Consider the following 25,062-nt stretch of genomic DNA (forward strand, 5'->3'; position numbering starts at 1 on the left):
CGTGGACGACGCGACCCCGAACAGGCAGACCGCCCGTCCCGGGCTCCGCGGCTGGCTGCGGGACCTGGGGGCGGTCGTCGCGCTCGGCGGGCGGCTGTGGGTCAGGTCGTGGCCGGTGCTGCTGCTCGTCGCGCTGCTCGCGGTGGCGGGGCGCTACGCCGCCGGGTGGGCCGCGGTGAACGCCGCCGGGTACCACGGCGCGCTGGGGTGGGCCGTGCTCGTGCTCGCACCCCTGAGCATGGTCGCCGGGATCGTCGCGATGCTGCACGTGCTGCGCCGCGACCTGCCCGACCTCGCGCGGGCCGACGCGTCCTCGTCCGACGGCAATGCGCCCGCGCGCAGCCTGCTCGACGTGCTCGCCTCCGTCTTCGTGCCGTTCCTCGCGCTCTACGCGTCGTACGGGTACCTGGCCGAGGACCGCGGGCGCTTCTTCAACACGGCCGCCGCCCGGGAGTTCAACGAGGGCACGTGGCTGCTGGGCGAGGGGGCCGACTTCTCGTTCACCGAGCTCGCGACGGGCTGGGCGCTCGTCGCGGTGGTCGTCGTCGCGGTCGTGCTGCGATGGCTGCTCGGGCGCTGGGAGAAGCACCGGCACAGCCGCCCCCTGGCGTTCGCCGGTGCGTATGTCGAGGCGTTCTGGCTGCTCGTCGTCGCGGCGTACGTCACCGAGCTCCTCGGGGGGGTGTGGGCGTGGGTCGAGAGCCGCCGCGCCGTGGCGATCGTGCTGGACGCCTGGCTGCGGTTCCTCGAGGCGATCGGGCCCGTGGCCGGGCCCGTCGACACCGTCGTCGACGCCGTGGCGGGAGTCCTGGGCAACCTCGACGACCTCGTCGTGATCCCGCTCGCCTGGCTGACCGTCGGTGCCGTCGTGTACGGGCACAAGCTGGCGGACCTGCCGAAGCGGAAGCCGGGCGGACCGGCGGCGTGGCGGCGGGTGCCGGCGCCGGTGCGGCGGTGGACCACGGAGGCCGCGGCGCCCGTCGTCGGGGACGTGCGCGGGCGGTTCCGCGCTCTGACGGACGGCTTGCGGCGCCTCGCCCTGGCGGGGCTGGGCCCGATGCTCGTCTTCGCCCTCGCGTTCCTCGTCGCGACGCGCGTCGAGGAGGGCCTCGCGCTGCTCGCACGGGCCACCACGGGGCCGCAGGACGTCGACACGTGGCTCGCGTTCGCGCCGATGGTCACGGCCGTCGCGACGGCAGTGGGCCTCACGCTGACGATGGCGCTGCTGGCGGCCGGTGTGCACCGGATGCTGGCCGGCCAGGCTGCGGTGTCGGAGCCGGCCGACGTCGCAGCGCCCTGACCTCGCCGCCCGTCCTGGGCTACCGGCCGACCTCGAGCAAGACGTGCTGCGGCATCTGCCACCACAGCACGACGTCCGTCACCTCGACGTCGGCGGGGACGACGAGGACGGGGGAGACCGACCACGTCGCGGGTCGCGGTGTCTCGGACCCCTCGGGTGCCGAGAGCGCGTCGTCCAGGTCGTCGCCGAGCGACGGCCACGGGCCGGTGGCGTCCTCCGGCACGCACGGCGACGTGGGTTGCCAGGCACCCCAGCCGTTCGACACGTAGTCGTACCGGGTGCCCGCGGCGTCCCGCACGGCCAGGTGGCAGCCGACGAGGGAGACGTCGGGCTCGGCCGCCAGCGTGAGGTCCACCTGCACCGCCCGTGTGCCCGGTGGCGGGTCCAGCCCGTCGGGCAGCGAGCGCGCGTCGCCCACCTCGTCCAGACGGACCTGCACGTCGATCGGGTACGTGCTGCCGAGGCCGTCGCGGACGACCTGGTGGAAGGCCGCGGTGGCGCCGGGCGCGGCGGTGGTGGGGCGGCGCAGGTCCTGCTCCCACCACATCGTGCGGACGCGGTCGCCCGCCGAGGCGATCGTCAGCGCCAGGGCGAGCGGCAACGCCGCCAGCGCCCAGCGGTTGCGGCGCCACCAGCCGTCGGCGCGCGGCTCCGGGGTGCTCATGAGCGCTCCTGCGGGCCGTCGGTCGGCGCCTGCACCACGAGCGGGGTGTCGTCGTCCGCCCACGCGTCGGCGTCCGCCTGCGTCAGCCCGAGGTCGATGTCGGCGACGTCGTCGTGGCGCTGGTCCCGGCCGTCCAGGCCGATGCGCAGGTGCGCGCCGGGCACGGCCGCGGGCGGGACCTCGACCTGCACGGTCGCGTGCCGCGGGACGCCCGGTTGCGCCGTCCCGGGCAGGAACACCGACCGGCCACCCGTGAAGACGGCGTACGTCCGCCCGTCGCCGCCGCGCAGCTCGGCGAAACCCAGCGCGCGCGGCTGGCCGACCACCTCGATCGTCAGCGGGACCGTGAGCCAGACGCCCGGGGTCGCGAGCAGGGTGCCGCCCTGCGGGGCGAGGACGGTCGAGCCGGCGGGTGTCCCGGCCGTCAGGCGCGCGTACCGCAGCTCGACGGGCTCGCCGACCTCGGCCGGTCTCAGGAACGAGGCCTGCACGCGGTCGGAGACGGGGAACGCGGTGACCACCACGTGCCCCACGGCGAGCGCGGCGAGCACCCCGACGCCGGCACCGAGCGTGCGGCGGTCGGGCAGGCGCAGGCGGTGGCGACGTGCGGCGGCCGGCCCGTCGGGGCCGCCCGGTGCCGCGGCGCCCGGCAGCTCGCCCGCCGTGGTCCCGCTCATGCGTCGTCCTGCGCCGTGTCGTCGGCCGCGGCGCGCGCGTCGAGCTCACCGCGCAGGGCCGTCGTGGGGAACCGCCACGAGAGCGTGCTGTCGAGTGCCCCGCCCCGCCACGTGTGCCGCTGCACCTGCACGGTCACACGCTCGGGCGGCGGGACGTCACCGTCCTGCTCGAACAGGAACGCCGCCTCGTACGTCAGCCCGGGCTGCACCGGGTTCAGCGACGAGCCGTCGGCGAGCACGACGGTCGACGTGGCGCGCACCCCGTTCTCACCGGGGCGCTCGATCAGCCCGTCGACGTCCTGCACCGTCAGCGCGTCGGACAGCGTCGACCCCAGCACACCGGCGTCGCTGGTGTTCCGCACGGTCGCGACCACGCCGATCCACCGGTTGTCCTTCTCGGACAGGTACTGACCCGGCAGGTCCGTCGTCCACACGACGCGGTGCACGGTGAGCTCGAACGGCGCGACGTCCGCCGGGACGTCGAACGCGAGCACCTCCGGCCCGTCCTGCGCCTCCTCCTCGAGACCTCCGAACGCCGCGGTGGCCGCGAGGAGCACCACGGCACCGAGCACGCCGACGCGGCTCAGCGGCTGGTCGAGCATGCGACGGGCGACCTTGCTCCCGCTCTCCCGCGCGCGGGCGCGCAGGTCGGGGGAGGCTGCGGGTCCAGGCACGAGCCGAGTGTAGGTCGGGTCGGGCCATGGCGTGCTCACGCTCTCCGCAGGGGCGGGGCGGTGGCGCGTGAGCAGGCTGTCGGTGCGGCACGTCATGATGGGCGGGTGAGCGACACGACCCCCGCGACCGACGTGCAGGACGTGCCCGCCGAGGTCCGGCACCGCTGGACGGCGCTGGCCGAGCAGATCAGGGCGGACCAGTTCGCGTACTACGTGCGCGACGCGCCGAGCTCGTCGGACGCGGCGTACGACGAGCGGATGCGCGAGCTGGAGCGGCTCGAGGACGAGCACCCGGGCCTGCGGACGCCGGACTCGCCGACGCAGCAGGTGGGCGGCACGTTCTCGACGGAGTTCACGGCCGTGGACCACGTCGAGCGCATGCTGTCGCTCGACAACGCGTTCTCCCGCGAGGACCTCGTGGCGTGGGCCGAGCGCGTGCAGCGTGACCTGGAGAGCACGGTGCCGGTCGAGTACCTGTGCGAGCTGAAGATCGACGGTCTCGCGATCGCGCTGCTGTACGAGAAGGGCCGACTGGTGCGCGCCGCGACGCGCGGCGACGGGCGCACGGGGGAGGACGTCACGCTCAACGTCCGCACGATCTCGACGATCCCCGACGTGCTCGGCGGTGACCCGGCCACGCACCCCGACGTCATCGAGATCCGCGGCGAGGTGTTCCTGCCGGTCGATGCGTTCCGCGCCCTCAACGAGGCGCAGGTCGCGGCGGGCAGGGCGCCGTTCGCGAACCCGCGCAACGCCGCCGCGGGGTCGCTGCGGCAGAAGGACCCGCGCGTGACCGCGGCGCGTCCGCTGCGCATGTACGCGCACGGCATCGGGGCGCTGACGTGGGGTGACGGTCGCGGCACGGGCATCGACCGGCAGTCGCAGGTCTACGACCTGCTCGCCGGCTGGGGCGTGCCGACCTCGACGCACACCCGCGTGGTCGGCAGCCTGGACGAGGTCTGGGACCGCGTCGCCCACTTCGGCGAGCACCGGCACGACGTCGAGCACGAGATCGACGGCGTCGTGGTGAAGGTCGACGACATCGCGCTGCAGCGGCGGCTCGGCGCCACGAGCCGCGCACCGCGGTGGGCGATCGCCTACAAGTACCCGCCGGAGGAGGTCAACACGCGGCTGCTCGCGATCGAGCTCGGCATCGGCCGCACGGGCCGCGCCACGCCGTTCGCCGTCATGGAGCCCGTCCTCGTCGCGGGGTCGACCGTGCGCCAGGCGACCCTGCACAACCAGGACGTCGTCAAGGTCAAGGGCGTGCGCGTCGGCGACATGGTGGTCCTGCGCAAGGCCGGCGACGTGATCCCGGAGATCGTCGGCCCCGCGCCGCAGGCTCCCGACGACGACGTGCCGCGTGTCGAGTGGCACATGCCGGCCGACTGCCCCGAGTGCGGCACGCCCCTGCGGCCCATGCGCGAGGGCGACGTGGACCTGCGCTGCCCCAACGCCCAGGGGTGCCCGGCCCAGGTGCGCGGGCGCCTCGAGCACATCGGGTCGCGCGGTGCGTTCGACATCGAGGTGCTCGGCGAGGTGACCGCCGCCGCGCTCACGCAGCCCGAGGTCCCCGAGGTCCCGCCGGTCCCCAACGAGGCGTACCTCTTCGACCTTGTCGGCTACCCGGCCGACGCGCCGCCGGAGGAGGTCGAGCGCGTGCGTTCCGCGAGCCTCGCGCGCCTGGCGGAGGTCGAGGTCGTCGTCCGTGACGCCGAGACCGGCCTGCCCAAGGAGGACGCCGACGGCACCGTGCGCCGCCGCACGCCGTTCCGGCGCACGCTCAAGCACACCAGGGCGCAGCGCGCCGCCGCCGAGGCGGCGGGGCGCACGCTGCCCGACTGGGAGCCCTCCGAGGCCGCCCGGACGCTGCTCGACCAGCTCGACCTCGCGAAGACCAAGGAGCTGTGGCGCGCGATCGTCGCGCTGAGCATCCGTCATGTCGGGCCGACGGCCGCGCGCGCGCTCGCGCAGGAGTTCGGGTCGATGGCGGCGCTGCGGGCGGTCGTCGACCCGACCGCACGGGGAGCGGTGGACGCGCCCCAGGAGGCGGTCGACGGCGGGGCCGTCGCGGACGACGCCGTGGAGGGCTCGATCGCCGACGAGGACGGCGCACCGGCCGCCGACGCTGCCGCGGTCGCGCGGCTCGCCGGTGTCGAAGGTGTCGGCCCCACCATCGCGCGCTCCCTGCTCGACTGGTTCGCCGAGCCGTGGCACCGCGAGATCGTCGACCGGTGGGCTGCGGCCGGCGTCGTCATGCAGGACGCCGTGGACGAGTCGACACCCCGCACGCTCGAGGGCGTGACCGTCGTCGTCACCGGCAGCCTCGAGCGCTTCAGCCGTGACGGCGCCAAGGAGGCGATCCTCGGACGGGGCGGCAAGGCGTCCGGGTCGGTGTCGAGGAAGACCGACTTCGTGGTCGTCGGCGAGAACGCGGGCTCGAAGGAGACCAAGGCCCGCGAGCTGGGCCTGCGGATCCTCGACGAGGCCGGGTTCGAGGCGCTGCTCGCCCACGGGCCCGGCGCGGTGGTGCCGCCCGACGAGGCGTCCGCGGCGTCGGACGCCGCGGACGCCGGGTGAGCGGGTCGTCCCGGCCCGCGGTCGTCGTGCGGCCGGTCGAGCCGCAGGACCACGCGCGCGTCGGGGGCCTCACCGTGGCCGCGTACGTCGCGGACGGCCTGGTCGAGCCCGGCCACTGGTACACCGACGAGCTGCGGGACACCGCCGCGCGCGCGGCCGACGCGACCGTGCTCGTGGCGACGGCGCCGTCGACGGGCCGTGCGCAGGTGCTCGGCACCATCACGCTGGCGACGCCGGGGTCCCGGTACGCGGAGATCGCGCAGGACGGTGAGCTCGAGCTGCGGATGCTCGCGGTGGACCCCGGCGCCCGACGCGCGGGCGTCGCGGAGCAGCTCGTGCTCGCGGCCCTGCGGGAGGCCGTCGGTCGAGGTGCGCGCACCGCCGTGCTGTCGACGCTCGACACGATGCACGCCGCGCACCGCCTGTACGCGCGCCTCGGATTCGTGCCGCGCCCCGAGCGGGACTGGACCGACGAGCTCACCATGCGGGTGCACACCTGGGACGTCCCGGAGGCGCCCGGCGCGCTCGTCGAGTCCGCGACGTGGCCGCCGCTGCGCGTCGTGGACGTCGACGGGTGGCGCGTCGGGCTGTCCGGCGGGGTCACGCGCCGCGCCTCGTCGACGCTCGCGCTGACCGAGGTCGCCGACCTCGAGGCCACCCTCGACCGTGTCGAGGCGCTCTACCGCGAGGACGGTGCGCCCGCTGCGATCCGGGTCGGGGACCCGCACGACCCGCCGACGCTCGCGCCCGCGCTCGACGCACGCGGTTACCAGGTCGCCGCCGTGACGGACGTGCTGGTCCGGGACCTGCCCGCGGCTGTCGTCGACGCGCCGACGGGCGTCGACGTGCGCGTCGCGGACGCGCCCGACGACGCCTGGCTCGACGTGTGGCTCAGCGGCAAGGGCGGCGCGCGCGAGCCGTCGGCGCGGATCGTGGCCGGAGCCCGGGCGCACTACCTCACAGCGGCCGGCGTGGACGGTGACGTCGCCGTGATCCGCGCCGCCCACGCCCACGACTGGGTCGCGCTGTCCTGCCTGCAGGTCGTGCCGCGGGCCCGGCGGCGCGGGCTCGGCCGGGCGCTGACGCTCCGGGCCCTCGCGCTCGCGGCGGACCACGGCGCCCGACGGGCCTTCCTGCAGGTCGAGACCGGGAACGCCGCAGCTGTCCGGCTCTACGACGCGCTCGGCTTCCGCCCGGCGCACCGGTACGCCTACCTCGTCCAGCCGTGGTCGGGGTCCGCCACGTCCTGCTGACGTCCACGCAGGAGCCGGACCGACCTCTCGTGCGCAGCTGGATCGCTCTCCCGCGCGGGGCCGGGGGTGGGTTGCGGGCGACGGGGAGGGGATGCGCCCCGATACTGGGCGCATGCTCTCGACCGACAACGCCCTCGCCCTGGAGGCCGCCGGCCTGCAGTGGCACCCGCGCCCCGGTGACCGCTTCGTGGTCCGCAGCGTCGACATGGGCGGTGAGGTCTTCACGATCTCCGAGATGGTCGTCGAGGCGCACGAGTACGAGACCGGCACGATCCTGGGTTTCAACGGCACCACCGAGTGGGCGCTGGACTCCCTCGAGCTGGCCGATGCGCTGTGGCTGCCGCGCGAGGACCAGATGCGCGAGCTGCTCGGCGGCACGTTCCGCAGCCTCGCGCGCTCGACCGACGGGCGCTACCAGGTGCTCGTGGAGCTGCCGCACGGGCCCGAGCGGGTCTTCACGGCGGAGGACGCGGCCGACGCGTACGCCGAGGCGCTGCTCGCGCTCGTCAGTGCGGCGACGTCCCGGACCGTCTGACCGCCGGCAGGTCGAGCGTCGCGATCTTCTGCCAGATCTTCGTCGACATGCCGCCCGTGACGTTCTCCACGGTGCTCACGGTGTCGAGCACCACGGGATCGGTCGACTCCTCGGCGCACAGCGCAGCGGCCTTCGCGACGAGGCTCAGCAGCTCGGTGCAGTAGTCGAGGTACGCCGCGAGGCCGTCGGCGTCGAGGTCGACGTCGACGGACTCCGCGGTCGCCCGGAAGGACGGGCGCAGGCGCTCGGGGTCCTTGGTGAGCTGGTGCATGTCGATGACGTGCGCGAGCGAGCGCAGCCGGTGCAGGCGACGCAGCGTCGCGGCACGCTGCAGCCGCCCCGGCACCGCGAGCAGGAACCACACGGCGATCCCGGCGAACACGGTGTCGTTGATGGCGCTCTCCAGCACCGGGAGCCACTCGAAGGCCCGCAGCGACGTCGCAGCGGCGATCGCGTCCCGCACCGCCATGGTCAGGGCGAACACGGTCGCGGCGACGACGAGCACGACGGCGGTGAGCGACGCGACGCGGGCGGCGTGCTCGTGCCGGCGCGTGCGGGCCTCCTGCTCGCCGACGTCGCGCACGAGCCCCGCGAGCTCGGCCGCGACGTGCCGCAGGTTGCGCTCGGGGAACCGCGCGGCGATGCGCGCGTGCAGGCGGTCGACGGTGGCGCGCACGGCCGCGGGGTCGAGGCGCTCGTAGCGTCCGGTCACGGCCGTCACGCTAGCGTCGCACCCGCCCGCGCCGGGGGACGTCGCCACGGGGACGTCGCCCGGCGTCACCCGCCCACCACTAGACTCACGGACCATGTCCACCCTCTCCCGCGACGAGGTCGCGCGCGTCGCCGCGCTCGCCCGGATCGACCTGACACCGGCCGAGCTCGACCGGTTGGCGGGCGAGCTCGACGTCATCGTCGAGTCCGTCGCCCGTGTCTCCGAGGTCGCCACCCCGGACGTCCCTGCGACGAGCCACCCGCTGCCGCTGTCCAACGTGTTCCGTGCCGACGAGCCGGTCGCGCCGCTCGACCGCGAGGAGGTCCTCGCGCAGGCTCCCGCCGCGCAGGACGGCAAGTTCCTCGTCCCGCAGATCCTCGGGGAGGAGTGACGTGACCGACCTGACCCGGCTCACCGCGGCGGAGCTCGCGGAGCGACTGACCGCGCGTGAGGTGACCAGCGTCGAGGCGACGCAGGCGCACCTCGACCGCATCGACGCCGTCGAGCCCGCCGTCCACGCGTTCCTGCACGTCGCGGACACCGAGGCGCTGGCCACCGCGGCCGACGTCGACGCGCGCCGCGCCGCCGGCGAGGAGCTGCACCCCCTGGCGGGCGTGCCGATCGCCGTCAAGGACGTCGTCGTCACCCGTGGCCTGCCGACCACCGCCGGCTCGCGCATCCTCGAGGGCTGGGTGCCCCCGTACGACGCGACGCTCGTCGAGAGGATCAAGGCGGCCGGACTGCCGATCCTCGGCAAGACGAACATGGACGAGTTCGCGATGGGCTCGTCGACCGAGCACTCGGGCTACGGCAACACGCACAACCCGTGGGACCTCGAGCGCATCCCGGGCGGTTCGGGCGGCGGGTCCGCCGCGGCCGTGGCCGCGTACGAGGCGCCGCTCGCGATCGGCACCGACACCGGCGGATCGATCCGCCAGCCCGCGGCCGTCACCGGCACGGTCGGCGTCAAGCCCACCTACGGCAGCGTGTCCCGCTACGGTCTCGTCGCGCTGGCCTCGAGCCTCGACCAGGCCGGCCCCTGCACGCGCACGGTGCTGGACTCGGCGCTGCTCCACGAGCTCATCGGCGGGCACGACCCGCGCGACTCCACGTCGCTGACGGACCCGGCGACGGGCTACGTCGCCGCGGCCCGCGAGGGCGCGGCGGGCGATCTGCGGGGCGTGCGCGTCGGCGTCATCCGCGAGCTGCAGGGCGAGGGCTACCAGCCGGGTGTCATCGCGCGGTTCGAGGAGTCCCTCGACGCGCTGCGCACCGCCGGCGCCGACATCGTCGAGGTCTCCTGCCCGTCGTTCGCCTACGCGCTCGCCGCGTACTACCTCATCCTGCCCGCGGAGGCGTCGAGCAACCTCGCGAAGTTCGACGGCATGCGCTTCGGCCTGCGCGTCGAGCCGAGCGAGGGTCCGGTGACGGCGGAGCGCGTCATGGCGGCGACGCGCGGCCAGGGATTCGGCGACGAGGTCAAGCGCCGGATCATCCTCGGCACCTACGCCCTCTCGGCGGGTTACTACGACGCCTACTACGGCTCGGCGCAGAAGGTCCGCACGCTCATCCAGCGCGACTTCGCGGCGGCGTTCGAGCAGACCGACGTGCTGGTCTCGCCGACCGCGCCGACCACGGCGTTCAAGCTGGGCGAGAAGCTCGACGACCCGCTGGCGATGTACCTCAACGACGTCGCGACGATCCCGGCGAACCTCGCGGGCGTGCCGGGCATGTCGCTGCCGAACGGGCTGTCGGACGACGGCCTGCCCGTCGGGTTCCAGATCCTCGCGCCGGCGCGCGAGGATGCGCGGCTGTACCGCGTGGGAGCGGCGCTCGAGGCGCTGCTGGAGACGAGCTGGGAGGGCCCGCTGCTGGGCCGCGCCCCCGAGCTGGCCGGAGGGGCCGCCTGATGAGCACGAGCACGGACGTCGACCTGGTCGACTACGACGACGCGGTGGCACGGTTCGACCCGGTCATCGGCATCGAGGTGCACGTCGAGCTGGGCACGCGCACCAAGATGTTCGACGGCGCCGAGCAGACGTTCGGCGAGGAGCCGAACACGCACGTCACGCCCGTGAGCCTCGGGCTGCCGGGTGCGCTCCCGGCGGTGAACGGCACCGCGGTGGAGTACGCGATCCGCATCGGCCTGGCGCTGAACTGCTCGATCGCCGAGTCCTGCCGGTTCGCCCGGAAGAACTACTTCTACCCGGACGTGCCGAAGAACTTCCAGACGTCGCAGTACGACGAGCCGATCGCCCACGACGGGTGGGTCGACGTCGAGCTGGCGGACGGCACGACGTTCCGCGTCGAGATCGAGCGCGCCCACATGGAGGAGGACGCCGGCAAGAACACGCACGTCGGCGGCGCCACCGGGCGCATCCACGGCGCCGAGTACTCGCTGGTCGACTACAACCGCGCGGGCGTGCCGCTCGTCGAGATCGTCACGCGGCCCATCACGGGCGCCGGCGCGCGTGCACCGGAGGTCGCGCGCGCGTACGTGCAGACGTTGCGCGACCTGTTCCGGGCGCTCGGCGTGTCCGAGGCCCGCATGGAGCGCGGCAACGTGCGCGCGGACGTCAACGTCTCGCTGCGGCCCACGCCCGAGTCCCCGCTGGGCACCCGGACCGAGACGAAGAACGTCAACTCGTTCCGCTCGGTCGAGCGGTCCGTGCGCTACGAGATCAGCCGCCAGGCGGCCGTGCTCGACGCCGGCGCCGCCGTGGTCCAGGAGACGCGGCACTGGCACGAGGACACCGGCAGCACGACGTCCGGCCGCGTGAAGTCCGACGCCGAGGACTACCGGTACTTCCCGGAGCCCGACCTCGTCCCGATCGTCCCGGACCGCGCGTGGGTCGAGGAGATCCGCGCCGCGCTGCCCGAGCTGCCCGCGGCGCGCCGCCGCCGCCTCCAGGGGGAGTGGGGCTACGCCGACGCCGAGATGCGCGACGTCGTCAACGCCGGGGCCGTCGAGCTCATCGAGGCCACCGTGGCCGCGGGCGCCGGCCCGGCCGCAGCGCGCAAGTGGTGGATGGGCGAGCTGGCCCGCACCGCCAAGCAGCAGGACGTCGAGCTGGCGGACCTGCCGATCACGCCCGCCCAGATCGGCGCGCTGCAGCAGCTCGTCGACTCCGGCCGCATCAACGACAAGCTCGCGCGCCAGGTGCTCGAGGGTGTCCTGGCCGGTGAGGGCGACCCCGAGCACGTCGTCGTCGCGCGGGGCCTCGAGGTCGTCTCCGACGACGGCCCGCTGCTCGAGGCGATCGACGCCGCGCTCGCGGCGCAGCCGGACATCGCGGAGAAGATCCGCTCCGGCAACCTCGGGCCCGTCGGTGCCATCATCGGTGCCGTCATGAAGGCGACACGCGGCCAGGCGGACGCCGGCCGGGTGCGCGAGCTGGTCCTGGAGCGCGTCCAGGCCTGAGTGCCGTCGCCTGCGGCGTGCGTCGTGTCGGACCCCGGTCGTCCGGGTGTTTTGTACGATGCGACGCACGCCGGAGGGCAGACGGTGGCGGCACCCGCGCGTGGTGCCGGGGCCCGGCCTGACGGAGGTAGCGATGCAGAAGCCGACCCTGCAGGGCGAGATGATCGTCCTGCGTCCGATCCGGGCCGACGACGCCGAGGCGATGTGGGACATGCTCACCGACCCGGAGGGCAACCGTCTGACGGGCACGACCCGGGTCTTCACGCACGAGGAGATCGACGCCTGGTGCGCGAGCCGTGAGCAGGCGCAGGGCCGCTACGACTTCGCGGTGACGACCAGCGGCGACGACGAGTACCGCGGGGAGATCGTCCTCAACGACATCGACGAGGACGTCCGGTGCGCCGGGCTGCGCCTGGCGATGCGCCCCGCGTACCGCGGCCGTGGCTACGGCACCGAGGCGATCGAGCTGGTGCTGGGCTTCGCGTTCGACGGCCTCGACCTGCACCGCGTCGAGCTCGAGGCGCTGAGCATCAACACGCGGGCCGTGTCGCTGTACGAGAACATCGGGTTCCGTGTCGAGGGGCGCCGCCGGGACGCGTACCGCGACGGCGACGGGTGGTGCGACGCCGTCGTGATGTCGATGCTCGAGGACGAGTACCGGGCCGGTCGCCCGGGCGCATGACGGGCGTGCTCACCGCCACCGTCCCCGACGACGACCTCCTGGAGCGGCTCTCCGACCTGGCCTCGCAGCGCCGCGACGACCTGCGGCTCGTGCGCTGGGACATGACCGGGCCGCTCGACCCGGCCGCGGCGGCCGACGTCCGGCTCGTCGTCGTCCCGCACTACTTCGTCCGCCCCGAGGGCTTCGCGCTGCTGCGTGACCTCCCGCGGCTGCGGTACGTCCAGCTCCCCAGCGCGGGGTACGAGCACGCCCGCCCGTACCTGCCGCCCGGGATCGTGCTGTGCAACGGCCGCGGGGTGCACGACGCCGGCACGGCCGAGCTCGCCGTCGCCCTGACCCTCGCCGTGCAGCGCGACCTGCCGCGGGCCGTACGGGCGATGGCCGACCGGCGCTGGGACAACCCCTTCGGGCCGTCGCTCGCCGACCGGCGCGTGCTGGTGGTGGGGCAGGGGTCCGTCGGGCAGGCCGTCGTCGCGCGGTTCCGGCCCTTCGAGGTCGACCTCGTGCGCGTCGCGCGCACCGCCCGCGACGACGCGGACGGGCACGTGCACGGTGTCGACGAGCTGCCCGACCTGCTGCCGGACGCCGACGTCGTCGTGCTCGCGATCCCGTTGTCGCGCACGTCGTACCACCTGCTCGACGCCGCGGCCCTGGCGTGCATGAGGGACGGCGCGATCCTCGTCAACGTCGCGCGCGGCAAGGTCGTCGACACCGACGCGCTCCTCGCCGAGCTCACGGCCGGCCGGCTGCGGGCGGCCCTCGACGTCACCGACCCCGAGCCGCTGCCGCCCGACCACCCGCTGTGGCACGCACCCAACCTGCTGGTCACGGCCCACCAGGGCGGCAACACCGACGCGACGTACCCGCGCGTCGCGCAGCTCGTCCGGCGTCAGCTCACGGCGCTGCTGGAGGGTGGGGCGCCCGTCAACGAGGTCGCGCGGACGTGACCTCGTCACGCGACCTGACGTCTCAGCGTGCCCGCCGCGCGTGGTCGGCGAGCGCCACCTCCCGCTCGTGGGCGTGGTCGACGACCCGCTCGGGGTAGCCGGCCGGCAGCCCGCCGGGCAGCGTCCACGGCTCGTGCACCGCACGGTCCGGCACGTCGCGCAGCTCGGGGACCCAGCGCCGCACGTACGTCCCGTCGGGGTCGAACTTGCGTGCCTGCGTGACGGGGTTGAACACGCGGAAGTACGGCGCCGCGTCGCGCCCGGTGCCCGCGACCCACTGCCAGTTGAGCTGGTTCTGCGGCACGTCACCGTCCACGAGCCACTCCATGAAGTGCGCGGCACCGCGCTGCCAGGGCAGGTGCAGGTCCTTGACGAGGAAGGACGCGACGACCATGCGGACCCGGTTGTGCACCCAGCCCTGTGCGCGCAGCTGCCGCATGCCGGCGTCCACCAGCGGGTACCCGGTGCGGCCGTCGGTCCAGGCCGCGAACGCACGGTCGGCCGGCGGGCCGGTCGCCCACGCGTCCTGCGGCACGACCTCGCGCAGCGACGTGCGCGCCGCGGCCGGGTGGTGCCACAGCACGTCGGCGTGGAACTCCCGCCAGGCGAGCTCCGAGCGGTAGGTGGCGACCGAGTCCGCGAGTGGGCCGCGCGCGCCGCGCCCGGCGTCGGCGAGGTCGGCGAGCAGGGTGCGCGGGTGGATCTCCCCGTGCTTGAGGTGCACCGACATCCACGACGTGACGTCGAGGTCCGGCCGGTTCCGGTCCACGTCGTAGCCTGCGAGGTCCTCGCGGACGAACGCGTGCCAGCGCTCGCGCGCGGCGCGCTCGCCGGCGGGGGGCAGCGTCACGTCCGTCGCCGGGGCGTCGGGCAGGCCGTCGGACGCGAGGGCCGCCCACGGCACGTCACGCGGGCGCGGTGCGGGCTCGTGCCAGCCGTGGTCGAGCCACGCGCCGCGGAACGGCGTGAAGACCTGGTACGGCCCGCCCTGGCCGGTGCGGAGCCGGCCCGGCGCGACGGCGTACGGGCAGCCGGTGCGCACGAGCGGGACGTCCAGCGCGGCCTCGACGGCCTCGTCCCGGCGTCGTCCGTACGGCTCGGTCGCGGCGCTGACGTGCACCGAGCTCGCCCCGACCTGCCGCGCGACCGCGGGCACGACCCGGTCTGCCCGGCCGTGGCGCACCACGAGCCGGCCCCCCGTCGCCTCGTCGAGCGAGCGCAGCGACGCCGCCAGGTACGCCAGCCGCGGCGTCCCGGCGGCGCGCCACAGGGCGGGGTCGACGACGTACAGCGCGACGACCTCGTCACCCGCCGCCCGGGCCTCCGCGACCGCCGCGACGAGCGCGGGGTGGTCGGACAGGCGCAGGTCACGGCGGAACCAGCAGATCGTCGGCACGCGGCACGCTAACCCGCCCGTGCGCTCACCGCAGGACGGGGGTCGCCGGCGGCGCGGACGCCCGTCGTGCATGGCGTGCGGCGAGGCGTGCGACGTCGCGGCGTCCCAGCCGGGCGGCTGTCGCGAGCCAGCGCGCCCGACGGCGCTCGGGGGCGGAGCGCACGACGGGGAACGTCGTGCGGCCCACGACCCGGTAGCCGCAGAAGGCGAGGGTCGCGGTGCCGAGCGTGGCACCGGCGGCGTCGCGGTACGCGAGCCCGTTCCAGAGGCGGGGCGAGTCCATCGTCATGAACGTCCGTGCCGTGCGCCCCCGCAGGAGCCGCTGCGGGAGGCGCGCGCCGGGGTCGTAGCGGAACGCGGTGCCGGCCAGCAGGGTGCGGGCGAGGAAGTCGGCGAGCACGCCGGGGTACGTGCCCCACCACTGCGGGTGCAGGACGACGAGGTGGTCCGCGCGTCGGACCTCCTCGACGAGCGCGGCGACCTCGGGCTCGAGGTGGTCCGTGGTGCCGTCGTGGGCGGCGAGCTGGGCACGGGTGGGTGCCGTCCGGGGGAACGGGGTGGTCGCGAGGTCGAGGACGCGGACGTCGGCGCCCGCGGTGCGTGCGCCGTCGGCGTAGGCGTGGGCGAGCGCGTGGTTGAACGAGCCGGGCAGCGGGTGGCCGACGACGACGAGAACGTGCACGGGGAACCTCCGGTGAGCGGGCTGGTGGGCAGGGCGGAGCAGCACCGTGTGCGGTCGCGCACGGTGCGGGTGGGGCGCCGGATCAGACGAGCGGTGACCCCGGGACGCGGGTGCCGAGCGCCGCGCGCATCGAGTCGAGCAGGGTGGTGAGGTCGCCGTGCAGGGTCCGTGGGTCGACGCCGGGCGTCGCGCCGTACGCCGCGGCGAGATCCTCCTCGAGGTCCGCCCGCGCGTGGTCGACGAGCCGCCGGCCGGTGTCGGTGAGCTCCAGCAGGACGCGCCGGCCGTGGGACGGGTCGTCGAGCGTGCGGACCCACCCCGCGTCCACGAACCCGCCGACGCGCTTGCTGACGGCGGCCTTGGTCACGCGCAGGCAGCGCGCGAGCGAGGTGACGTCCGGGTGGTCGAGGTCTGCCAGGACGTGGAGGAACACGTACTGGCTGAACGTGACCCCGTGCCGACGCGTCAGGACGTCGTCGGCGTACTCGGCCACGACGTCGACCAGGTGGTGCAGCGTGACGGTGAGGTCACCGGCGAGGCTGCGGTCGGCGTCCGTCGTCATGCGGCAAGTCAACAGGTTGACACCTCTGGTGTCAACCTGTTGACATGGCGACGTCGTGCGGCCGTTCGGGCGCCCGGGGGAGCGGAGACCGCGACCCGGGGGTGACCGCGGACGGGGGACGGTCCGCCCTCGTTCACCCGGACGGGTGCGTCCGGGTGAGGTCACAGGTGGGTCTCGGGGCGGTCTCAGACCTGCCGCGGCGGTGCGGTCGACGACCGCAGGACGAGCTCGGTCGGGAGCCGGCGGTGCGTCTCGACGTCCTTGCCGGCGACGAGGTCGACGAGCAGCCGCAACGCCTCCGCGCCCATGGCCTGCAGCGGCTGGGCGACCGTCGTGAGGGGCGGCGTGCTCAGCGCCGACTCCGGCACGTTGTCGAAGCCGATGACCGACAGGTCGCCCGGCACCGACAGGCCCAGCTCGTGGGCGACGTCGAGCACGGCGAGCGCGGACAGGTCGTTCGCGGCGAAGACGGCGGTGGGCCGGTCGGGCCGGTCGAGCAGCGCGCGCGCCGGCTCCTGGGACGCGCCGCGCCGGTAGTCGCCCATGCCGACGAGGGACTCGTCGACCGAGATGCCGGCCTCCGCCATGGCGTTGCGAAAGCCCTGGTCACGCAGACGGGCGGACGCCAGGTCGAGGCGTCCGCCGAGGAACGCGATGCGGCGGTGGCCGAGCTCCACCAGGTGCCGGGTCGCCAGCTCGGCGCCCGTGAGGTTGTCGGAGTCCACGGTCGGCATGCCGGTCGGGCCCGCGTGCGGGTCGACGGCGACGACGGGGACACCGGGCCGGGCCTCGACGACGGTCGGGGTCACGATGATCGCCCCGTCGATGAGCGTGCCGGACAGGCGTGACAGGTAGCGCCGCTCCCACCCGACCTCGGCGGAGCCGCCGCCGCCCGAGTAGGCGAGCAGCTCGTACCCTGTGGAGGTGACCGCGTTGCCGGCGCCCTTGAGCAGCTCGGCGGAGAACGGCTCGAACTCGGCGACGAGGATCCCGAGGACGTTCGTCCTGGCCGAACGCAACGAGCGCGCGCCGAGGCTCGCCTCGTACCCGAGGTCCGCGATCACCTCCTGTACTCGCTCAAGTGTGCGCTGCGAGACGCCGTAGCGACCGTTGACGACCTTGGAGACAGTGGCGACGGAGACCCCGGCGGTTCGGGCGACATCGGCCATCTTCACGCGGGGGAGCGAGTCCACGCGGTGATCATAGGACATCGTGTCGATAACGTTATCGACATCGATTGACACCGCTCCTGGACCACTGTCAACCTAGGCGCCGTCCGACCTCTCAGCGACGACGAGGAGATTCAAAGATGAAGAGGACTGCGGCACTGCGCGCGGTCGCGCTCGGCGCAGCGGTGGCGATGATCGCGACCGCCTGCAGCTCCGGGAGCGGCAGCGACGACCCCACCGAGGGTGCTGGCGAGAACGTCACCCTCACGTGGTGGCACAACTCCAACACCGGTGCGGGGAAGGACTACTACGACCAGCTGGCCGACGAGTTCGAGTCGGACAACCCTGGCGTGACGATCGAGGTCAGCGCCCTCCAGCACGAGGACATGCTCACCAAGCTCGACGCCGCGTTCCAGACCGGCGACCAGCCGGACATCTTCATGGAGCGTGGTGGCGGCGAGCTCAAGGCGCACGTCGCCGCGGGCCTCGTCAAGGACATCACCGACGACGCCGCGGACACGATCTCGGCGCTCGGCGGCTCGGTCAGCGGCTGGACGGTCGAGGACCGTGTCTACTCGCTGCCCTTCTCCATGGGTGTTGTCGGCTTCTGGTACAACAAGTCGATGTTCGCCCAGGCGGGCATCACCGAGGCGCCCAAGACGATGGACGACCTGTACGCCGCGGTCGAGGCGCTCAAGGGCGCCGGCATCGAGCCGATCTCGGTCGGCGCCGGTTCCGCCTGGCCCGCCGCGCACTACTGGTACTACTTCGCCCTGCGTCAGTGCTCGCAGGACACGATCGCCACGGCGTCCCAGGAGCTCGAGTTCACGGACCCCTGCTGGGTCAAGGCGGGCGAGAGCCTGGCCGACCTGGTGGCGCAGGAGCCGTTCAACACCGGCTTCCTCGGCACCGAGGCCCAGGGCACGCCCGAGTCGGCCTCCGGCCTCCTCGCGAACCGCAAGGTCGCGATGGAGCTCGCCGGCCACTGGGAGCCCGGCGTCATGCAGGGCCTGACGGAGGACGAGCAGGGCCTCGGCGAGGACACCGGCTGGTTCCCGTTCCCGGAGGTCGCGGGTGGCGAGGGTGACCCGGCCGCCCAGCTCGGTGGCGGTGACGCGTGGGCGTGCTCGAACGACGCGCCGGACATCTGCGTCGACTTCATCGAGTTCATGCTGTCGAACGACGTCCAGAAGGGCTTCGCGGAGCTCGACATGGGCCTGCCGACGCTCCCGTCCGCCACGGCGTTCGTCGCGGCCCCGGAGCTGGCGCAGCTGCTCTCGTACCGGAACGACGCTCCGTACGTCCAGCTGTACTTCGACACGCAGTTCGGCGAGAACATCGGTGGCGCCATGAACGAGGCCATCGTGTCGGTGTTCGCGGGGAGCGGGACGCCTCAGGGCATCGTCGACGCGACCCAGGCCGCGGCTGACCTCGAGAAGTGACCGACGTGGCAGGAGACCTGACCCCCCGCGGGGGGCACGCAACCAGGGCTCGTGCCGCTACCGCAGTGAACCCGGGTGCCGCCGGCCAGGCTACGGCCTGGTCGGCGGCCCCTGGGCCGCGCGGGCGCGGAGCGTCGTCCAACGAGTGGCGCAAGCGCCTGGAGATCGTCTTCTTCGTGGCGCCGGCGCTCCTGCTGTTCGCCATCTTCGTGGTGGTGCCGGTCGTCCAGGCCGCGCGCTTCTCCGTGTTCCGCTGGAACGGCCTCGGGCCGATGGAGAACTTCGTCGGGCTCCAGAACTACGTGATGGCGCTGTCCGACCAGATCTTCCAGCGGTCGGTGACCAACAACCTGACGATCGCGATCCTCTCCATCGCGATCCAGCTGCCGATCGGCCTGCTGGTCGCGCTGCTCCTCAACCGCAAGTTCCCGGGTCAGACCGCGATGCGCGTCATCGTGTTCGTGCCCTACGTGCTGGCCGAGGTCGTCGCAGGTGTCATCTGGAAGCTGCTGCTGCAGCCCCAGGGTGGTGTCAACGCGTTCCTCGAGACCATCGGTCTCGACAGCTTCGCGAAGGCGTGGGTCGGTGACCCGAGCGTCGCGCTGTGGACCGTCATGGGCGTCCTCACGTGGAAGTACCTCGGTCTCGCGATCGTGCTGCTGCTCGCCGGCCTCCAGGGCGTTCCCGAGGAGCTCCACGAGGCGGCCTCGATCGACGGCGCCAGCTGGTGGCAGTCGCAGCGCAAGATCACGATCCCGCTGCTCGGCCCCACCATCCGGACCTGGGCGTTCCTGTCGATGATCGGCTCGCTGCAGCTCTTCGACATGGTCTGGATCCTCACCAGGGGTGGCCCGGACAACGCGACCACCACCATGGCGACGTACCTGATCCGCCAGGGTACCGAGCGCAGCCAGTACGGCTACGCGTCCGCGGTCGCGATCATCCTCTTCGTCATCTCGTTCATCCTGGCGGGCCTCTTCCAGGCCTTCGTCCTCAACCGCGACGCGGGCGACGACAAGCCGAAGCAGCGCCGGAAGAAGGTGTCCCGATGACCTCCGTCGTCGCCCCGCCCTCGCGCGGTTCCCGTGCAGCGGCCCGGTCCGGTTCGCACGGCCGCCGTTCCGTCAGCCCGTGGGTGTACGTCGCCTCGGTGCTCGTCGCCGGCGTCACGCTGGCGCCGGTCGTGTACGCGGTCCTCAGCGGCTTCCGCTCCAACGGTCAGCTCGGTGCCAACCCCGTCGGGCTGCCCAACCCGTGGATCTTCGACAACTACATCGGGGTCCTCACCTCGGGCAGCTTCTGGCAGTACGCGGTCAACTCCGTGATCATCGCCGTCTTCACGACGACCCTCGTCGTGGTCGCCGGTGTGATGGCCGCGTACCCGCTCGCGCGCTACCGGTTCAAGGGACGCCAGGCGCTGTTCAACGTCTTCGTCATGGGTCTGATGTTCCCGCTGACGGTGGCGATCATCCCGCTGTTCCTCATGGTCCGGCAGCTCGGGCTGACGAACACCTTCGCGGGTGTGGCACTGCCGCAGGCGGCGTTCGCGCTGCCGATGACGATCGTGATCCTGCGACCGTTCCTCATGGCGCTGCCCAACGAGCTCGAGGAGGCGGCGATGCTCGACGGCGCGTCGCGCATCGGGTTCTTCTGGCGGATCCTGGTCCCGCTGTCGGGGCCCGGCATGGTCACCACCGGTGTCCTCGCCTTCGTGGGCTCGTGGAACGGCTACCTCCTGCCGCTGCTGTTCCTCAACGACCCCGGTCTCAAGACGCTGCCGCTCGGTGTCGCGGACTTCTCCACCGAGCACTCGGCCGACACGGCCGGCGTCCTCGCGTTCACCTCGCTCGCGGTCATCCCGGCGCTGGTGTTCTTCCTGACGATGCAGAAGCGGATCGTCAGCGGCCTGCAGGGGGCCGTGAAGGGCTGAGCCCTTCTCCCTGCTTTCCCCACCCCGGCGTGCCCGTGGGCCTCGCGCGCGACAGTGCGCGAGGCCCCGGCCGCCCGTGCCCGCACCGTGGCGGCCGCACCTGAAGGAGAGTCCAGTGACGGAGCTCGCGTTGCCCGCCGCACCCCGGGTCTCGGACCGGGTGCGGGACCTGCTCGGCAGGATGACGCTCGAGGAGAAGCTGGCGCAGATCGTCGGCTTCTGGGAGAAGAGCGAGGGCGAGGCCGTCGCACCGCTCCAGGGCGAGTTCGAGGCCCCGCGCGGGCTCGACGACTCGATCCAGGACGGGCTCGGCCACCTCACACGCGTGTACGGCACGCGCCCCGTCGACACCGCGGAGCGCGCCGCGTGGCTCTGGGACAAGCAGCGCTGGTTCGTCAACCAGACGCGCCTCGGCATCCCCGCCCTCGTGCACGAGGAGTGCCTCACGGGACTCTCCGCGTGGGGTGCGGCCACCTTCCCGACGCCCCTCGCGTGGGGTGCCTCGTTCGACACCGACCTCGTGGCGCGCATGGGCGAGCTCATCGGCGAGTCGATGCGCACCCTGGGCGTCCACCAGGGGCTCGCGCCCGTGCTCGACGTCATCCGCGACCCGCGCTGGGGGCGCGTCGACGAGTGCATCTCCGAGGACCCCTACCTCGTCGGGACGGTCGGCACGTCGTACGTGCGCGGCCTGCAGAGCACCGGCATCCACGCCACGCTCAAGCACTTCGTCGGGTACTCCGCGTCCCAGTCCGGCCGCAACTTCGCGCCCGTGCACGTCGGGCGGCGTGAGCTCGCCGACGTCCTGCTCGTGCCGTTCGAGATGGCCGTCGTCGACGGCGGCGTCCGCTCCGTCATGCACTCGTACGCCGAGATCGACGGCGTCCCCGTCGCCGCGGACCCCGAGCTGCTCACGGGCGTGCTGCGCGAGCGCTGGGGCTTCGACGGCACCGTCGTGGCGGACTACTTCGGCGTCGCGTTCCTGCAGCTCCTGCACCACGTCGCCGGGGACCTGGGCGAGGCCGCGCGGCAGGCGCTGGTGGCCGGCGTCGACATCGAGCTGCCCACGGGTGACGCGTACCTCGAGCCGCTGGCCGAGGCCGTGCGTGCGGGCACGGTGGACGAGGCGCTCGTCGACCGGGCCGTCCTGCGCGCCCTGGCGCAGAAGGAGGAGCTCGGCCTGCTCGACGCGACGTTCGAGGACGAGCCGCCGACCGAGGTCGACCTCGACTCGCCCGCGCACCGCGAGGTCGCCGCCCTGCTCGCCGAGCGCTCGCTCGTGCTGCTGTCGAACGACGGGACGCTGCCGCTCGCCCCGGACGCGGACGTCGCGGTCATCGGGCCGAACGCGGACCGTGAGGCCGCGCTGTTCGGCTGCTACTCGTTCCTCAACCACGTGCTCGCGCACCACCCCGACGCGGACGTGCGGCTCGACACGCCCACGGTCCTCGAGGCGCTGCGTCGCGAGCACAGCGACGGGACCGTCACCGTCACGCCCGGCTGCGGCGTCGACGACGACGACCGCTCGGGCTTCGACGCGGCCGTCGCCGCGGCCCGCGCCGCGGACGTCGCGGTGCTCGTGGTCGGTGACCACGCGGCGCTCTTCGGCCGCGGAACGGTCGGCGAGGGGTGCGACCGCGACGACCTCGAGCTGCCCGGCGTCCAGCGGGAGCTGGTCGAGGCGGTGCTCGCCACCGGCACGCCCGTCGTCCTCGTGCTCCTCACGGGGCGCCCGTACGCGATCGACTGGGCGCTCGCACGCTGCGCGGCCGCCGTGCAGGCGTTCTTCCCCGGCGAGGAGGGCGGCAACGCGATCGCCGGTGTGCTCACCGGGCGCGTCAACCCGTCGGGCCGACTGCCGGTGAGCCTGCCGCGCTCCGCCGGGGCGCAGCCGTACACCTACCTGCACCCGGCGCTGGGAGGGGACGGCGACGTCACCAACCTCAGCACGGTGCCGACCCTGCCGTTCGGTCACGGCCTGTCGTACACCTCGTTCTCACGCACCGACCTGCGCGTCGCCCCCGGCGCGTCGACGGGCGGCGGACTGACGGTGAGCGTCCGGGTGGCCAACACCGGCGACCGTGCGGGTGCCGACGTCGTGCAGGTCTACGTGAAGGACGTCGTCGCGAGCGTCACGCGCCCCGTCGCACAGCTCGTCGGCTACCACCGCGTCGAGCTCGACCCCGGCCAGGAGGTCGACGTCGAGCTCGTCGTCCCCGCGGCGCGACTCGCGTTCACCGACCGCTCGGGCGCCCGTGTCGTCGAGCCCGGCGAGCTCGAGGTCTGGGTCGGACCGTCGTGCGCGCAGCGTGACGTCGAGGCGAGCGTCGAGCTCACCGGCGAGACCTACGCCGTCACGCTCGACGACCCGCGCTGGACCACCGTCACGGTGCGCTGAGAGCCCCGCCGGCGGCCGGAGCAGCGGCCGCCGGCGGATCACCGGCCGGACGCGCGGCACGCCGCGCGTCGCGCCGACGTATCGTGGCCGCGCGCCACCGCCGAGGTGGTGCAGCCCCCCGCCGAAGGAGACCTCCGCGATGAGCCGTCCGCTGCGCTCTCGTACCTCGACCCACGGTCGCAACATGGCCGGCGCCCGTGCGTTGTGGCGTGCCACCGGCATGGGCTCGGAGGACTTCGGCAAGCCGATCATCGCGATCGCGAACTCGTACACGCAGTTCGTCCCCGGCCACGTCCACCTCAAGGACATGGGCGACCTCGTCGCGGGGGCGATCCGCGAGGCCGGTGGCGTCTCGAAGGAGTTCAACACCATCGCCGTCGACGACGGCATCGCGATGGGTCACGCCGGCATGCTCTACTCGCTGCCCAGCCGTGACCTCATCGCCGACTCGGTCGAGTACATGGTGCAGGCGCACTGCGCGGACGCGCTGGTCTGCATCTCCAACTGCGACAAGATCACGCCCGGCATGCTCAACGCGGCCCTGCGGCTGAACATCCCCGTGATCTTCGTCTCCGGGGGGCCGATGGAGGCCGGCAAGGCGGTCGTCGCCGACGGTGTCGCGACGACGGCCCTCAACCTCATCAACGCGATCAACTACTCGGCGGACGACAACGTCTCCGACGCCGCGCTGGCGAGCGTCGAGGAGAACGCGTGCCCCACGTGCGGCTCGTGCTCCGGCATGTTCACGGCCAACTCCATGAACTGCCTCACCGAGGCCCTCGGCCTGTCGCTGCCGGGCAACGGCTCGACCCTCGCCACGCACACCGCACGCCGCGAGCTGTTCCTCGAGGCCGGCCGCACGATCGTCGACCTCGCGCGCCGCTACTACGACGACGAGGACGACTCGGTCGCCCCGCGGTCGATCGCGACCAGGGCGGCATTCTCCAACGCCATGGCGCTGGACGTCGCGATGGGCGGCTCGACCAACACCGTGCTGCACATCCTCGCCGCCGCGCAGGAGGCGGAGGTCGACTTCACGCTGGCCGACATCGACGCCATCAGCCGTCGCGTGCCGTGCCTGGCGAAGGTCGCGCCCAACCACCCGGACTACCACATGGAGGACGTCCACCGCGCCGGTGGCATCCCCGCGCTGCTGGGCGAGCTCGACCGCGGCGGCCTGCTCGACCACGACGTGACGAGCGTGCACACCCCGACGCTGCGGGCGTGGCTCGACGACTGGGACATCCGCGGCGGCAAGGCCACGCAGCGCGCGCAGGACCTGTTCCTCGCCGCGCCGGGCGGCGTGCGGACCACGCGGGCGTTCTCGACCTCGAACGTGTGGGAGTCCCTCGACACCGACGCGGCCGGCGGGTGCATCCGCGACGTCGCGCACGCGTACACGGTCGAGGGTGGCCTGGCGGTGCTGCGCGGCAACCTGGCCGAGGACGGCGCGATCATCAAGACCGCCGGTATCGACCCCGACGTCTTCCACTTCGTCGGCACGGCGCTCGTGTGCGAGTCGCAGGACGAGGCTGTCGACAAGATCCTGCGCAAGGAGGTCGAGCCCGGGCACGTCGTCGTGGTCCGGTACGAGGGCCCGGCCGGCGGCCCCGGCATGCAGGAGATGCTCTACCCGACGTCCTTCATCAAGGGCCGCGGCCTGGGCAAGGTCTGCGCGCTCATCACCGACGGCCGGTTCTCCGGCGGCTCGTCGGGCATCTCCGTGGGCCACGTCAGCCCGGAGGCCGCCGCGGGCGGCACCATCGGCCTCATCGAGGACGGCGACGAGATCGAGATCGACGTCGAGTCACGCCTCATTCGCGTCAACGTGCCCGACGCCGTGCTCGCCGAGCGCCGCGCCAAGATGGAGGCACGCGAGAACCCGTGGCAGCCGGTCGACCGTGACCGCTACGTCTCGCCCGCGCTGCAGGCGTACGCGGCGATGGCGACCAGCGCGGACCGCGGCGCGGTGCGCGACGTCAGCCGGATCCGCCGGGGCTGAGCAGGGCGGCTCGCGCCCGGCGGGACCGGGTCGGAC

At 73.7% G+C, this 25,062-nt stretch carries 22 protein-coding genes; 14 read left to right on the plus strand and 8 right to left on the minus strand.

Annotated features, from left to right (window positions below; translation table 11 throughout):
* Nucleotide 1: 1 nt before the first annotated feature.
* Entirely contained in the window at nucleotides 2-1,300 is a 1,299-nt protein-coding gene (locus tag CFLA_RS05600) for a hypothetical protein (RefSeq protein ID WP_148234291.1), read from the plus strand.
* A 19-nt stretch (nucleotides 1,301-1,319) separates the two neighbouring features.
* Here the strand turns inward: CFLA_RS05600 and CFLA_RS05605 are convergent, their stop codons facing one another.
* From CFLA_RS05605 to CFLA_RS05615, 3 genes are read right to left on the minus strand one after another with little or no spacing between them, the layout of a single operon-like run.
* Nucleotides 1,320-1,964, minus strand: coding sequence for a hypothetical protein (locus CFLA_RS05605; protein ID WP_013116348.1), 645 nt, complete (start codon nucleotides 1,962-1,964; stop codon nucleotides 1,320-1,322).
* Nucleotides 1,961-2,641, minus strand: coding sequence for a hypothetical protein (locus tag CFLA_RS05610; RefSeq protein WP_013116349.1), 681 nt, complete (start codon nucleotides 2,639-2,641; stop codon nucleotides 1,961-1,963). The genes CFLA_RS05605 and CFLA_RS05610 overlap by 4 nt, the downstream gene beginning before the upstream one ends.
* Complete coding sequence (locus tag CFLA_RS05615; RefSeq protein ID WP_148234292.1) at nucleotides 2,638-3,315, minus strand: hypothetical protein; 678 nt, start codon at nucleotides 3,313-3,315, stop codon at nucleotides 2,638-2,640. Before CFLA_RS05615 ends, CFLA_RS05610 begins: the two co-directional genes overlap by 4 nt.
* Before the next feature lie 105 nt (nucleotides 3,316-3,420).
* Between CFLA_RS05615 and ligA the strand changes: the two genes are divergently transcribed.
* The 3 genes from ligA (at nucleotide 3,421) to CFLA_RS05635 (ending at nucleotide 7,683) form a co-directional block, all read left to right on the plus strand.
* Entirely contained in the window at nucleotides 3,421-5,895 is a 2,475-nt protein-coding gene (gene ligA, locus CFLA_RS05620; RefSeq protein WP_013116351.1) for an NAD-dependent DNA ligase LigA, read from the plus strand.
* Nucleotides 5,892-7,148, plus strand: coding sequence for a GNAT family N-acetyltransferase (locus CFLA_RS05630; RefSeq protein WP_013116352.1), 1,257 nt, complete (start codon nucleotides 5,892-5,894; stop codon nucleotides 7,146-7,148). The genes ligA and CFLA_RS05630 overlap by 4 nt, the downstream gene beginning before the upstream one ends.
* Before the next feature lie 112 nt (nucleotides 7,149-7,260).
* Entirely contained in the window at nucleotides 7,261-7,683 is a 423-nt protein-coding gene (locus CFLA_RS05635) for a hypothetical protein (protein WP_013116353.1), read from the plus strand.
* Here the strand turns inward: CFLA_RS05635 and CFLA_RS05640 are convergent.
* Complete coding sequence (locus CFLA_RS05640) at nucleotides 7,655-8,395, minus strand: hypothetical protein (RefSeq protein ID WP_043599910.1); 741 nt, start codon at nucleotides 8,393-8,395, stop codon at nucleotides 7,655-7,657. The two genes, CFLA_RS05635 and CFLA_RS05640, sit on opposite strands and share 29 nt — an antisense overlap.
* A gap of 94 nt (nucleotides 8,396-8,489) precedes the next feature.
* Between CFLA_RS05640 and gatC the strand changes: the two genes are divergently transcribed.
* From gatC to CFLA_RS05665, 5 genes are all read left to right on the plus strand, one after another.
* Nucleotides 8,490-8,786 (plus strand): Asp-tRNA(Asn)/Glu-tRNA(Gln) amidotransferase subunit GatC, encoded by a 297-nt coding sequence (gene gatC / locus CFLA_RS05645; protein ID WP_013116355.1) that lies wholly within the window; start codon nucleotides 8,490-8,492, stop codon nucleotides 8,784-8,786.
* A gap of 1 nt (nucleotide 8,787) precedes the next feature.
* Entirely contained in the window at nucleotides 8,788-10,305 is a 1,518-nt protein-coding gene (gene gatA, locus CFLA_RS05650) for an Asp-tRNA(Asn)/Glu-tRNA(Gln) amidotransferase subunit GatA (protein ID WP_013116356.1), read from the plus strand.
* Nucleotides 10,305-11,816: an Asp-tRNA(Asn)/Glu-tRNA(Gln) amidotransferase subunit GatB gene (gatB, locus tag CFLA_RS05655; RefSeq protein WP_013116357.1), complete on the plus strand. Its 1,512-nt coding sequence runs from the start codon at nucleotides 10,305-10,307 to the stop codon at nucleotides 11,814-11,816. The genes gatA and gatB overlap by 1 nt, the downstream gene beginning before the upstream one ends.
* Before the next feature lie 133 nt (nucleotides 11,817-11,949).
* Nucleotides 11,950-12,498 carry a GNAT family N-acetyltransferase gene (locus CFLA_RS05660; protein ID WP_013116358.1) on the plus strand — a complete coding sequence of 183 codons (549 nt, stop codon included), beginning with the start codon at nucleotides 11,950-11,952 and terminating at the stop codon, nucleotides 12,496-12,498.
* Nucleotides 12,495-13,445: a 2-hydroxyacid dehydrogenase gene (locus tag CFLA_RS05665; protein WP_013116359.1), complete on the plus strand. Its 951-nt coding sequence runs from the start codon at nucleotides 12,495-12,497 to the stop codon at nucleotides 13,443-13,445. Before CFLA_RS05660 ends, CFLA_RS05665 begins: the two co-directional genes overlap by 4 nt.
* Nucleotides 13,446-13,467: 22 nt before the next feature.
* Here CFLA_RS05665 and CFLA_RS05670 read toward each other — a convergent pair whose 3' ends face one another.
* The 4 genes from CFLA_RS05670 to CFLA_RS05685 all read right to left on the minus strand — a co-directional run bounded on the left by CFLA_RS05670 (nucleotide 13,468) and on the right by CFLA_RS05685 (nucleotide 17,296).
* Nucleotides 13,468-14,841 (minus strand): cryptochrome/photolyase family protein, encoded by a 1,374-nt coding sequence (locus CFLA_RS05670; protein WP_013116360.1) that lies wholly within the window; start codon nucleotides 14,839-14,841, stop codon nucleotides 13,468-13,470.
* A 25-nt stretch (nucleotides 14,842-14,866) separates the two neighbouring features.
* A complete protein-coding gene (locus tag CFLA_RS05675) occupies nucleotides 14,867-15,523 on the minus strand; it encodes an NAD(P)H-dependent oxidoreductase (RefSeq protein ID WP_013116361.1) in 657 nt (218 codons plus the stop codon).
* An 82-nt stretch (nucleotides 15,524-15,605) separates the two neighbouring features.
* Nucleotides 15,606-16,085 (minus strand): MarR family winged helix-turn-helix transcriptional regulator, encoded by a 480-nt coding sequence (locus CFLA_RS05680; protein ID WP_013116362.1) that lies wholly within the window; start codon nucleotides 16,083-16,085, stop codon nucleotides 15,606-15,608.
* Nucleotides 16,086-16,270: 185 nt separating this feature from the next.
* Complete coding sequence (locus tag CFLA_RS05685; protein WP_013116363.1) at nucleotides 16,271-17,296, minus strand: LacI family DNA-binding transcriptional regulator; 1,026 nt, start codon at nucleotides 17,294-17,296, stop codon at nucleotides 16,271-16,273.
* A gap of 98 nt (nucleotides 17,297-17,394) precedes the next feature.
* On the opposite strand from CFLA_RS05685, the gene CFLA_RS05690 reads away from it, so the two are divergent.
* The 5 genes from CFLA_RS05690 to ilvD all read left to right on the plus strand — a co-directional run bounded on the left by CFLA_RS05690 (nucleotide 17,395) and on the right by ilvD (nucleotide 25,026).
* Nucleotides 17,395-18,696, plus strand: coding sequence for an ABC transporter substrate-binding protein (locus tag CFLA_RS05690; protein ID WP_013116364.1), 1,302 nt, complete (start codon nucleotides 17,395-17,397; stop codon nucleotides 18,694-18,696).
* A gap of 176 nt (nucleotides 18,697-18,872) precedes the next feature.
* Nucleotides 18,873-19,748, plus strand: a complete 876-nt coding sequence (locus tag CFLA_RS05695; RefSeq protein ID WP_342626037.1) for a carbohydrate ABC transporter permease — start codon at nucleotides 18,873-18,875, stop codon at nucleotides 19,746-19,748.
* Nucleotides 19,745-20,626: a carbohydrate ABC transporter permease gene (locus tag CFLA_RS05700; RefSeq protein ID WP_013116366.1), complete on the plus strand. Its 882-nt coding sequence runs from the start codon at nucleotides 19,745-19,747 to the stop codon at nucleotides 20,624-20,626. The genes CFLA_RS05695 and CFLA_RS05700 overlap by 4 nt, the downstream gene beginning before the upstream one ends.
* Before the next feature lie 115 nt (nucleotides 20,627-20,741).
* Nucleotides 20,742-23,024 (plus strand): beta-xylosidase/alpha-l-arabinosidase, encoded by a 2,283-nt coding sequence (locus tag CFLA_RS05705; protein ID WP_013116367.1) that lies wholly within the window; start codon nucleotides 20,742-20,744, stop codon nucleotides 23,022-23,024.
* Between the two features lie 139 nt (nucleotides 23,025-23,163).
* Entirely contained in the window at nucleotides 23,164-25,026 is a 1,863-nt protein-coding gene (gene ilvD / locus CFLA_RS05710) for a dihydroxy-acid dehydratase (RefSeq protein ID WP_013116368.1), read from the plus strand.
* Nucleotides 25,027-25,062: the final 36 nt, after the last annotated feature.

Origin of the sequence: Cellulomonas flavigena DSM 20109, from assembly GCF_000092865.1 — a bacterium.
Taxonomy (GTDB): Bacteria; Actinomycetota; Actinomycetes; order Actinomycetales; family Cellulomonadaceae; genus Cellulomonas; species Cellulomonas flavigena.